The organism is Cupriavidus sp. GA3-3 (assembly GCF_000389805.1).
GTDB classification, from domain to species: Bacteria; Pseudomonadota; Gammaproteobacteria; order Burkholderiales; family Burkholderiaceae; genus Cupriavidus; species Cupriavidus necator_D.
The window spans coordinates 28514-40423 of sequence record NZ_KB944490.1; the positions used below are offsets into that span (position 1 = coordinate 28514).

The 11910-nt window shown below is 62.7% G+C and carries 8 protein-coding genes; 7 read left to right on the top strand and 1 reads right to left on the bottom strand.

The annotated features are described in order from the left end of the window. Positions 1 to 43 precede the first annotated feature (43 nt). The 3 genes from C265_RS21540 to C265_RS21550 all read left to right on the top strand — a co-directional run bounded on the left by C265_RS21540 (position 44) and on the right by C265_RS21550 (position 4568). Entirely contained in the window at positions 44 to 1156 is a 1113-nt protein-coding gene (locus tag C265_RS21540) for a glycosyltransferase family 4 protein (protein ID WP_010811120.1), read from the top strand. A gap of 379 nt (positions 1157 to 1535) precedes the next feature. Further along, entirely contained in the window at positions 1536 to 2789 is a 1254-nt protein-coding gene (locus C265_RS21545) for an O-antigen ligase (protein WP_010811121.1), read from the top strand. A gap of 249 nt (positions 2790 to 3038) precedes the next feature. After that, positions 3039 to 4568: a hypothetical protein gene (locus tag C265_RS21550; RefSeq protein WP_010811122.1), complete on the top strand. Its 1530-nt coding sequence runs from the start codon at positions 3039 to 3041 to the stop codon at positions 4566 to 4568. A gap of 87 nt (positions 4569 to 4655) precedes the next feature. Here the strand turns inward: C265_RS21550 and C265_RS21555 are convergent, their stop codons facing one another. Continuing rightward, entirely contained in the window at positions 4656 to 6008 is a 1353-nt protein-coding gene (locus tag C265_RS21555; protein WP_037024995.1) for a polysaccharide deacetylase family protein, read from the bottom strand. Between the two features lie 510 nt (positions 6009 to 6518). On the opposite strand from C265_RS21555, the gene C265_RS21565 reads away from it, so the two are divergent. From C265_RS21565 to C265_RS21580, 4 genes are all read left to right on the top strand, one after another. After that, entirely contained in the window at positions 6519 to 7751 is a 1233-nt protein-coding gene (locus tag C265_RS21565; RefSeq protein WP_010811125.1) for a glycosyltransferase family 4 protein, read from the top strand. 356 nt (positions 7752 to 8107) lie between these two features. Next, on the top strand, positions 8108 to 9154 hold the full coding sequence (locus C265_RS21570) for a polysaccharide biosynthesis/export family protein (RefSeq protein ID WP_051398585.1): 1047 nt from the start codon (positions 8108 to 8110) through the stop codon (positions 9152 to 9154). Between the two features lie 13 nt (positions 9155 to 9167). Then, positions 9168 to 9635 carry a low molecular weight protein-tyrosine-phosphatase gene (locus C265_RS21575; RefSeq protein ID WP_037025038.1) on the top strand — a complete coding sequence of 156 codons (468 nt, stop codon included), beginning with the start codon at positions 9168 to 9170 and terminating at the stop codon, positions 9633 to 9635. Next, entirely contained in the window at positions 9632 to 11854 is a 2223-nt protein-coding gene (locus C265_RS21580; RefSeq protein WP_010811128.1) for a polysaccharide biosynthesis tyrosine autokinase, read from the top strand. The genes C265_RS21575 and C265_RS21580 overlap by 4 nt, the downstream gene beginning before the upstream one ends. The last annotated feature ends 56 nt before the right edge of the window (positions 11855 to 11910 follow it).

Consider the following 11910-nt stretch of genomic DNA (forward strand, 5'->3'; position numbering starts at 1 on the left):
GGTGTCGTGGCGATGTTAACGGAGTAAAAACGGAGCAGAAGAAGTGCAGAGTCCTAACGTAGCCCACCTCACCTCCGTTCATCCACGCTACGATGATCGCATCTTTCTCAAGCATTGCCGTAGCCTGGCGGCCAATGGCTATCGGGTCTCGCTGGTGGTGGCCGACGGCAACGGGGACGAAAGCCGCGATGGGGTGCTCATCACCGATGTTGGCACCTTGCCGGGGCGTGTGAACCGCGTCTTCAGGACCACCGCGCGCGTTCTGCGCCGGGCGATCAAGCTGAATGCTGATATCTACCACCTGCACGACCCGGAGCTGATTCCCATTGGCTTGAGGCTGAAGAGCATGGGCAAGCGTGTCATCTATGATTCGCATGAAGATGTGCCCAAGCAATTGCTCAGCAAGCCCTACCTGGGACCGAGGCGCTTACGAGCGCTTGCGGGTGCCTTTTCCATGTATGAGAGGCAGGTCTGTCGCAGATTCGACGGCATCGTGGCAGCCACACCCTATATCAGGGACAAGTTCCTGCCGATTAATCCATGCACGGTCGACATCAACAATTTCCCCATACTCGACGAACTGGGCGGTCCCGTGCGCTGGGAAGATAAGCGTGCAGAAGTGTGCTATCTCGGCGGCATAAACTCAAGTCGCGGTATCCGCGAGACCCTCATGGCGCTGGAGCTGATGCGATCCGGGGCCCGACTGAATCTGGCGGGACGGTTCGGCGACCGGGCCCTGGAGTCCGAGGTCAGGGCGACCACCGGCTGGTCCAGCGTCAACGACCTCGGGTACCTGGACCGGGCCGGGGTGCGGGCCGTGCTGGAGCGGTCAGTGGCCGGCCTGGTGACGCTCCACCCGATCATCAATTTTCTCGATGCGTTGCCGGTGAAGATGTTCGAGTACATGGCAGCGGGTATTCCGCCCATTGCCTCCAACTTTCCGCTCTGGCGTGAGATTGTCGAGCAGAGCGACAGCGGCATATGCGTGGACCCGCTGGATCCGAAGGCGATTGCCGACGCCGTCGACTATCTGGTGACGCACCCGCATGAGGCGCGCCGCATGGGTGAGAACGGCCGCCGCAACGTGGTCAGGAAATACAACTGGGCGATCGAGCAAGACAAGCTCCTGCAATTCTATGAACGGCTTCTGGCGTGAAGTCCGTCGCCGACGCGTCGTTGCCCATCTGTGTGCACTCCGGGCGGCGCGTCCTGCGTGTGCCAGCGGGCTTGCCCGCCTGCGCAACCGCGCTCGCCAGAGCGGACCGGATTTTCCGCCAGAAGCAAACCCTTCCAGTCCGGGCTGCCATACCGCTGTGTGTTGGGTTGGACACGCACTGCGCTACAAAAGTAGCGGCGACTTTGATTAGATGGATAGGACGGCAGCAGACATCCGTGGCCGGGCCTTGCATGCGGAAAGGCACTGTCCGCGGCTTGTACGCCAGCGACTTCCACTGGCTGATAAACCGCGACGGATGCAATAGCGATCGGGAATTCCGTCCGAATTGACGACCAACACGGGAGGCAACAGGGCAATCATGAAGCGCAGGTACCTCTCATTCTGCGCCGGCGTGGTCTTCGTCACCCTCTTTCCGGGTTACTTCTACTATCACACCGCGGTTGCTGGCGGTTTCTTTCCGCCGGTGCTGGGCGGCTTCTTCGGCCCGATGTCGGTCGTGCTCGGTGTCCCGCTGCTGGCACTCGGCGCCGGCGCGATGATAGTCGGGCGCGAACGGTCGCTTTTTATCGATCAAGCTTTCATGCTGTATTTGCTGTTTGCCGTGGCATGGTCAAGCCTGCATTTCCTGCTCGGCATGGGGGCGCAGGGATCCCCCGCCGTCTATTTGTATAACCTCGGCGCGATGTTCCTTTGGCTGGTGGTCTACGCGGCAGTACGGAGCCTCGATCTGGACGGGAAGTGGCTGCGCTGGATACTTTCCCTTTCACTGGTCTACTTCCTGGCGATCGCCGCATGGCAATCGAATGGCCAGTTCTACGATACCGAAAGGCTTGCTGGTGATGCGGTGCGGGTCTCGGGCTATCAGGGGCTGGCCCGTTCTGCCGCCGTTGTCGCCCTGGTCCTGCTCGCGATGAATGCGGGATTGCGAGCAGCACTGATTACAGTGATTGCCGTACCCCTATTGTTCCTGTTAGGGGCAAGGTCCGAGTTTATGGCATTCCTCGTGGTGGCCGCAATGCTCATGGTGGTTCGGGAAGGCGCGTCGCGGACCACGCTGATCTGGCTTCCGCTGGGCGTTGCTGGTATCGCCTATCTCGCCATCAGTTTCCAGATCCTTGAGGGCAACTCGCGCATTCTGCAGCTTCTGGCGATCAAGGAATCGGCTTCCTATCAGGCAAGAAGCGAACTGATGCAGTACGCCGTCAGGATAATCATGGAGCATCCGCTGCTTGGAAGCTATGCTTCCGAGATGGAGATCGGCGAAATGGGAAGCTATGCGCACAACGCACTTTCGGCCTGGGTCAGCTACGGGCTCGCGGGCTTTCTTGGCTTTGTACTCCTGCTGGGCTGTGCCTTGGTACAGTCGGCCTGGCTGGCCAAAAAGGGCGGCGCATCGGATCCGCAGGTTGCACTGGCGCTGGCCTTCAGCCTCTATGCAGTGACGTTGGCGGCCACCGCCAAATCCGTCAACGACCCGATCTTCGCCCTGGCGTGGGGCGCGACGGCTTGCGCACTAGACAAGCGCCGGCGCACAAGCACGCCATCCCTGACACAGGCAGGGGTGCGCAGCCGCGAAGCAGAGCTGACAAAAGTCCGCTCTCCATCCCTCTGAACGATATCGTCCTTCCGACGGCTGATCGCCATCCGCACGATGTTGCGCCTGCCATGGATCCGCTAGTCTGGAGACGGACAACGGAAATCAGGTATGCCGACACTTCTCGGCCGCCGATTCGGGTGTGCAACCAGCAGAAGTATAGAGAGCCCTGCGCGATCGAATGCTCTGCCCTTTTTCCAGTCAGGCGTGGTGGCTGGTCGCCACGATCGGCGCTGAACAGCCGCGCTTTCACAAGGAGATGCTGGCATGAGGCTCGTCCGCCGCCGTCTTGCGTCAGCGCTGCTGGGCGCCTGCGGCCTTGTTGTACTGCTGGCCAGCACTGTGCCGGCAGCGCAGGCTCAATCCGGCGGCCTGATGCCCGACGCGCTGAACTGCGACGGCCCGATCGAGTACGCCGTCTGGCGCCGCTGGAACCAAGGCGGCCTCGCCTTCGTGCGAGAGGAGCTGATCGCGCAACGACTGGCAGCAGGCGATACTTACGCGCTATACCATTTCGAGATCTACTTTCACAACTTGCTGGCCATGGCGCAACGTTGCCAGCGGATCGACCGGCTGTACCAGCTGGCCGAACTCGTCTCCAGCACGTACGCGAAGCTGGAGCCTGCGCCCGGCAACCGGCCGGGGCGAGCATGGATATGCCGTGGCGGTCCTGAGTGCAGCCACAACATCCGGCTCCGCAACACCGAGGTGATGCTCAGCAGCACGCAGTTCCTGGCATTCGCGACCAGCCTTGCCAACAGCTTGAGCCGGGCGCGGCCCGAGGCTCCCGGCGATTTTGTCGAGCAGACCGCGCGCATCGCGCGCGAGCACCTGGTGCGGTGGAGTACCCCTGCGGCGCAGGGTGCGTTGCGCAAGCAGATCGCCGCCCGGCCGGAAGATGTGAAGAATGGCTCGTCCGAGCTGTTCCTGACCGACAAGGAGCTTTGGCAGATCTCCATCTACGCGGATCTGGCCGGCATGCTGGCCGCGCGGCCTGGGCTTGCCCTGGACCAGGATGATGCCGGCTTTGCCACCATGAAGGCGCACCTGGACTTGCTGCTGGGCCTGGTTGCGGCGCGTATCACTGTACAGGTGCCTCCCGGAGCGAACGATAAGGCCGGCAAGAGCGCCATGGTGGCTGACCTCGACGCGGGATTCTGGCGGCTCTATGACGACAACCGGTACGCGGGCTACACCGGGCGCGACAAGCCGGTGGTGTGCAAGCGCGATCCGGCCAGGCCCGATGTTTTCGTGGCGCAGACGCAAATCCCTGCCGAGCGCTTCGCGCCGGTTGCCAACCTCGGCTGGGACATCAGCCATGCGCGCAGGCTGGTGCATTTCTTTGAAGCCATCGAGCGCAATCGCGCAGAGATGGTGCGGGTATACGGCATCTCCCCGTCGAGCCTGCCCTCGCACGACAGCATGGTCGCTTTTGCGCGCCAGCTGCGTCTTCACGTGTGGAACCAGGACTGGAACCGCCCGCTGTTCACCAATTACTTCAGCGGCGCCAATGGCTGGTATCGGGTGAACTACGACAATGGCACCGGCAATTGCTCGGAGGGCTACCCACCCTATGGCCAGGCGGAGTCATTCCCTACCGGTGGCTATGCGACATGGCCCGGACTGCATGCGCTGGGTGTGCGCTTGTACGAACTGACGCAGTCGGCAAGCGTGGACGACCGGGACTTCGTCGCGGCGTATTTTCCGAGCTTTATGGGGCGCTACGGTCCTAGCAAGCGTATGATTGCCGAGCTGATGTTCTGGCCTACGCTGGTTCGCCGTGGCGGCTCGCGCTGAAGGACAAAAGCATCGCGGCGCTGTTCGCCTGCGGGCGAGGGCGGCCCTGGCGGGTGCGGACCGGCTGCTTGCCAATGCGATGGCTGGTCAGTGCTCAAGCACCGCCTGGTACAGATCCCGTTCTTCGGCACTGCCGAGCGATGAGTTATGCCAGAGCATCGTGAAACAGCCGTTCACCGCCTTGCAGGTATCCTTCAGTTCCCGGAACTTCTTCCAGGCTGCTTCGCCGGTTCCAAGCCCCATATAGCCAATGACGCTGCCTTCCATCGCAATCAGCGGACGGATGCGCAGGTTCAGCGCCGTTCCCGCGACCGGGTCGAAGGCCGGATACTCGAAGCAGGTTCCGCAGCGGAATCCGGCGTGGTCGGCGTAGGTGAGCGTGCTGTCGTAGGTCATGCCTGCCTGCTCCCAACCAAGCATGGTGGTGGGGTGTTCCCAGCGCAGGTAATGCATGCGGCCGCCCCATGCTTCCTGTTCGATATTCTCCTGCTCGCATATCCGCCGCAGCCGCTTTGCCTCCGCCTGGAGCTTTTCGGGGGCGCGATAGGTATTGAAGCTCGGATGCAGGCCGATTTCGTGGCCGCGGGCATGGATGCGCTGCATCAGTCCACATATGGCGGGATGCTCGGGCTCGTAGTCGGCATCCTTGCTGGGGTCGGTACAGCCACAGATGAAGTAGAAAGCGCTGACCAGTCCATGGCGCTCGGAAACATCCATGATCCAGTCGAAGGTATTGACCCGATCCGTCGGATGCAGCGCGGTCCGGGTCTTAAGCCGTATCACGGGAGCCTGCAGCACGCTTTTCACGTCCCGGCGTATCAGTATGTCGCCCGCCATGCGGCGGATGATTCTCGCCGCAGAGGCAAAGCCATAGCGGCTGGGCACATCCACGTCATGCGACACCTTCATGCTGGCCCGCTGCTGCCTGAGCTGCAGTTCGGGCCATAGCCGGCTGATCACCTGGCCAAGGATATGCAGCCATTCGTCCACCACCGGCCGCTCCAGATAGCCATGTTTCCCGGCATGCGACGCGCTGGCCGGGAAACGACCGTAGCTGTCGAGGTCGGAGCGGCCGACCTCCTCCTGGCGCGACAGCATCCAGTAGCTTAGACCGAGAACGTCATAGTGGATGCGATAGCCGGTAGTGGTCGCCTCGATCAGCGGTGACGGTGCGCGCGCGAGGCCTGGCGCTGGCAAGGGACTGCCGAGGGCCGGCTGCCAACCCTCGGCAAGCGCGTCCCAGCTCGTGAAGGCGAGCTCAGAGTCGGCGCGCCGGAAGGTGCCGGGATCTGCGGCAATCTCAATCGACCTCTGGCCGGAACCAGCAAGGCACAGGTGGACAAAGTCCGCGCCAGCAGCTTGCAGGTGAAAGCCATGGCCGAATCGCTCGGCCAGAATCCGCTGTAGCCAGGAAAGGGCTTCCGGGGTCATATGCCTCATTCAGATTTCCAGTGTGAATATGCCAATGCTCCGATGGGAATGATGGCTGTCAGTTCCACGAGCCGGTCCTGGATCGGCGCCACGCAAGCCGAATGGCCGATACTCACAGGATTGGGCCAGTCGAGAAAATTATCGGGACTTCGCAGTGCACTAACAATGGCGCTGGGTGCGACGCCGAACGCAAAGCGAATACATTGACCTGGTGGACCAGCTGTCTTGAGCTTGCTACGGTGCGCCGTCGAGCAGTGTGGGCCGGGCCACGCTATGCGCTTCCCTTTAGCTGCGGACTTTGATTAGATGTATTTGACCGGATTGGCAAGTACGCCGCAGACGACGGCAAGGTATTCCAGTTTCCGGCCCGTGACCATGTCCTTGTGCGGCGACAAGTGGTCGCGAGGGGGGAGGTCCTTGGCGGGCCCGCATTGCTCTGCTGACCTACCAGACCGGGAGGGCAACTGGACGAGCTCTGCCGATGACATCCGCGCCAGCATCCAACGATCCCGTCCATCCATGAAGCATGTCTGGATTCTCAATCACTATGCCCAGGAGCCCGGCGGCACAGGCGGCACGAGACACTTCCATCTCGCAAAGCACCTGAGCTCGTCTGGCTGGCAGGCGACCGTCATCGCGGCCACCGCGATCGGCAGCGGCGAGAAGCGGCTGGAGGCGGGCGAGTTGTCGCGCCTGGACAGTATTCGCGATGTGCCCTTCCTCTGGGTACGCACGCCCATATACGAAGGCGATGGCGCCGGCCGAATGCTCAACATGCTGGCCTACAGTTGGCGTGTATTGCGTCGGTGCACCACGCACGGTCTGCCGCGCCCGGACGTGGTGATCGGCTCCAGCGTCCATCCCTTTGCCGCGGCGGCGGGCGCCCTGCTGGCGCGCCGCTTCAAGGTGCCATTCGTATTCGAGGTGCGCGACCTGTGGCCGCAAACACTGGTGGACATGGGCCGTCTGCGTGAAGGGGACTTCCTGACCTGGGCATTGCGCAAGCTGGAGACGTGGTTGTACCGACGTGCCGCTCGCATCGTTGTGCTGTTGCCGCATGCGTGGGAGTACATCACGCCGCTCGGCATCCCGAGGGAGCGCATCACCTGGATACCCAATGGCGTGGACCTTTCGCTGTTCCCGCCCACGCCTGAGCGCACTGGGGAACCATCCGGGCGATTCACGCTGATGTATTTCGGCGCCCACGGGCAGGCCAACGGCCTGGACAACTTGCTGCAGGCGATGAAGCTGGTGCAATCGCGTCCGGAGGGACGGCACATCGTGCTGCGCCTGGTGGGGGATGGCCGCATGAAGGCTGCACTGATTGAGCAGGCGCGGCAGCTCGGCTTGAGCAATGTCAGCTTTGAGCCCCCGGTGCCGAAATTCCGCATCCCTGCCGTGGCGATGGAGGCGGATGCCTTTGTCATCGCCGTGCGCGACCTGCCGCGGCTGTACCGGTACGGGATCAGCATGAACAAGTTGTTTGACTACTTGGCTGCGGCCCGCCCCGTCGTCATCGCCTCCAATGCCGCCAACAATCCGGTGGCCGATTCGGCGGCCGGACTGACGGTCGGCGCGGAGCAGCCTCGGGCACTGGCCGATGCCATCATCAACATCGCCGCGGCGCCGCTCGAGGCCCGCCTGCGCATGGGGCGCGCCGGGCGGGAGTACGTCGAACGCAACCACAGCTTCCAGCAGCTGGCGCAGCGTCTGGCTGTCGTGCTGGACGAAGCATGCGAAGCCACAGTTTAGTGATTGGGTCAGCGCCAGGAGCAAAAGCAATGGCGTGGTTGAGTTGGATGGCCATGCCGCGATCACCGGGAAGGGGTGTGTGCGAAGACCGGCGTGCAAGCCGGCGCGGAGCGGCCTGGCGCTCGCAGAAGCGCGGCTCTCACGTGCATGTACTGACTGTGCGCAACCGCACCGAAGCATGGAGCAGCCGCTCCTACTATGCATTCGTCGGGGGACATGGCATGTGCGGTGCGATGTCCGCTGCTATCAGCAAGGAGACCGCCGTGAGACCAGTCAATTGGCGCATTCAATCTCGGACCAGTCTGACAATACTTGTGGCCACCGGCCTGCTTGCGGCTTGCGCCGCATCGCCCGGCATGTACTTCGACAACAAGGCGGTAGTGAGCGCGATCGGGCCGGAAGTCGTGCCCAAGGTCACGCCGATCACCCTGGACCTGGTGAAAGCGCAACGCAACAAGGCCCGTACGGACAACGATCGGGTCCAGGAACTGTTCGCAACGCCGCAGCCTTATCGTATCGGCCCGGGGGACATCATCTCGGTCGTGGTATGGGACCATCCGGAACTGGTCTTTCCCACGCAGACTTACAGCATCGGCGCCTCCTTCGAAATCCCTTCGTCGAGCGGTGGCGCCAACGTGCCTGGCTATGTGGTCAGCGCACATGGCGATATTCAGTTCCCCTACGCCGGTGTCATGAAGGTGGCCGGAAAGACGGCAAACGATGTTCGCGACCAGATGGCGCGTGTGCTATCGCGAGTGGTCAGGAATCCCCAGATGACCGTGCGTGTGCTTGGCTTTCGCAGCCAGCGTGTCTATGTCGACGGCGAGGTCAAGCTGCCTGGCATGCAGCCCATCGACGACGCGCCCATGACTCTGGTGGAAGCGCTCAATCGCGCCGGCGGCGTGCTGAATCTGACCGGTGACAACAGCCGCATCCGTATCACCCGAGGCGAGCGCAGCTGGTATGTCAACATCCCCGCGCTGCTCGCCAAGGGCATCGATCCATCCCGCATTCTGCTGCGCTCCGGCGACATCGTCCGCGTGGAACAGCGCGAAGACAACAAGATCTTCGTCACCGGCGAAGTGGTGCGTCCGGCTTCCTTGCTGATGCGCAACGGGCGGATGACACTGAACGAGGCACTTGGCGATGCCGGTGGGGTCAATCCGAATTCCGGCAATGCGGAGCAGATCTACGTGATTCGGAAGGCGGTGGATGGCGAGCCCAATGTCTTCCACCTGGATGGCAACTCTCCGGCGGCGCTGGCTATCGCCGAGGGCTTCGAGCTGGAACCGAAGGACGTGGTTTATGTGAATGCACGCGAAGTGGTCCGCTGGAGCCGTGTGATCAACCAGTTGCTGCCGAGTACACAGCCCGTTTTCAGTTCGGCCACGGCATTCAAATAGTGGGATGCGAGAGATGGTTCACTCAATCCTGGTGGTGTGCATCGGCAACATCTGTCGCAGCCCGATGGCGGCTTGCCTGCTGGGCCATGTCCTGCCTGCTTGCGAGGTGGTTTCCGCCGGGCTCGCACCGCCGGTCGGCGCCCCCGCTGATCCGAACGCTGTCAGGCTGCTTGCACGCGAGGGGTTCGATATCGTCGGTCACCGCGCACGCGCCGTCGATGACGCACTGGTGGCGGCGGCAGATCTGATCCTCGTGATGGACAGCGAGCAACGCGACGAGCTCGAGCGGGTTTTCCCGCACGCGCGCGGGAAAACCCACCGGCTTTGCGAATATACGCACACGGATGTGCCGGATCCGTATGGATGCTCGCCGAAGATGTTCGGCATCGTGCTGGAACTGATCAAGCAGGGCATCGCATCATGGTCTATACGGCTGGGGGCTGCTGCTGCACCCGCACATGTTCAAGGAGAGGCATCATGAAACCGATCGGTACGCGATACCAGGCCCCCGCTGGCGCGGACGAGCGCGAGCCGGCAGTGGACCTCACCTCCTATCTCGATTTGCTGGCCCGCTATCGACGGACCTTCCTGTCCGTCGCCGGAGTCATCATCGGCCTCGGTCTCATCTACGCCATCCTGGCAAAGCCGGTCTACCGCACCGACATGACGGTACAAGTGGAGGACTCGAGCGGTAACTCGATAGGCAAGCTCGCAGCCGGCGTCTCGCCGGCTTTCGACGTCAAACCCGCGGCTTCTGCGGAGATCGAACTCCTGCGCTCACGGATGGTAGTCGGCAAGGCGGTCGACGACCTGCGTCTGTATATCGAAGCCGCACCGCGCTATTTCCCGCTGATTGGCCCGGCAATCGCCAATTTCAATCCTGAACTGTCGCACCCGGGGCTGTTTGGATGGGGCGGCTTCGCGTGGGGCCATGAATCGATCACCGTGGCCCAGCTCGACGTGCCAGCGCCCATGGAGGAACGCAAGATCACGTTGACCGCGCTGGGTGACGACGCGTACAGGGTGCGGTTTGCCAGCGACAATGTCGAGGCTACCGGCAAGGTGGGATCGCCATTGACGATCAGCACGGCCACCGGGACGGTCACCATGCTGGTCAGCCAGATCGACGGACGCCCCGGTGTCCAGTTCGTACTCCGTCGCCTGCCGCGCGGCGCGGCCATCACGCGATTGCAGGAGAAGCTGGCGATCAGCGAGCGTGGCAAGCAAAGCGGCGTGATCGGCGTGTCGCTGGAGGGAATCTCGCCGGACATGACGGCAGCTGTCCTCAACGAGATCGGTAACGCCTATGTTGACCAGAACATCCGCCGCAAAGCCGCTGAAGCCGAGAAGTCGCTGGCCTTTCTCGAGGGACAACTGCCGCTGCTCAGGCAGCAGGTCGATGTGGCCGAGACCCGGTATAACGCGATGCGCAATCAACGCGGCACCATCGACCTCAGCGAGGAGTCCAAGCTGATCCTGGGCCAGTCGGTACAGATCCAGACCAAGCTTCAGGAATTGCAGCAGAAGCGCCAGGAGCTGGCTGCACGCTTTACCTCCAATCACCCGGCGATCGCACTCATCGACAACCAGATTGCCGGCCTGAACGGCCAGCTGAACGGTGTATCCGGGCGGATCCAGAAGCTGCCGGATGTGGAACAGAATGTGCTTCGCCTGATGCGCGACGTCAAGGTCAGCACTGAGTTGCTTCAGACGCTGCTAAACGAGGTGCAGCAGCTGAAACTGGTCAAGGCAAGCAAAGTGGGAACCGCGAGGATTGTCGACCCGGCCGATGTGCCGCTCAAACCAGTGCGGCCTGATCGGGCGATGATTGCGGGGATGTCGCTGGCCCTGGGCTTGCTTGCCGGCCTGCTGGCGATCTTCATGCGCCATATGCTCGATGGCGGCGTGGCCGACGCGGACGAGATCGAGAGGCAGACAGGGATGACCGTCTATTCGACCATCCCCTTCAGCAAGCAGCAGTCAGAGCTGCCATCCGGCGGCAACCTGCTGGCACTACAGCAGCCGGACGACCCGGCCGTGGAGAGTCTGCGCAGCTTCCGCACGGCATTGCGTTTCGCCATGGCTGGGAGCAATAGTCGGACGGTGATGATCACCGGGCCCGCCCCGGGCGTCGGCAAATCCTTTGTCTGCGCGAACTTTGCCGCGATTGCCGCCGCTGGCAGCCGCGTGGTGCTTATCGATGCCGACCTGCGCCGCGGCAGCCTGCAGAGCCTCTTTGATGCCAGGCGCGGGCCAGGCTTGACCGAACTGCTGATGGGCGCGCCGCTGGAACAGGTTTTGCAGCGGCAAGTGGCGCCCGGCCTGGACTTTATCTCGACCGGCACGCAACCACCACACGCGGCGGATTTGCTGCTGACTTCCAGCATAGATTCCCTGCTTGAGCAACTCAAATCGCGCTATGACCTCGTGCTGATCGATACCCCGCCAGTGCTTGCCGCTGCCGACGCGAGCATCCTGGCGAGCAAGGCTGGCGTAGTGTTCCTCGTCGCGCGTGCCGAGAAGACCACCACCGACGAGTTGATCGCGGCGCAACGGGCCATCCAGCAGGCCGGCGCCGACATCAAGGGCGTGCTCTTCAACGGCCTTCTGATCGAGGGACGCTGGTACCGGTCCCACAACTACTTCGGCAAGTATCGCTATCTCGCCGAATACGGCAATGGACAGAGCAAGCGGGCCTAGCTAAAGCGGCGGTCGGTGTCGTCCCCGGCTGTCTCCCAGCCGTCGGCCGCCACCAC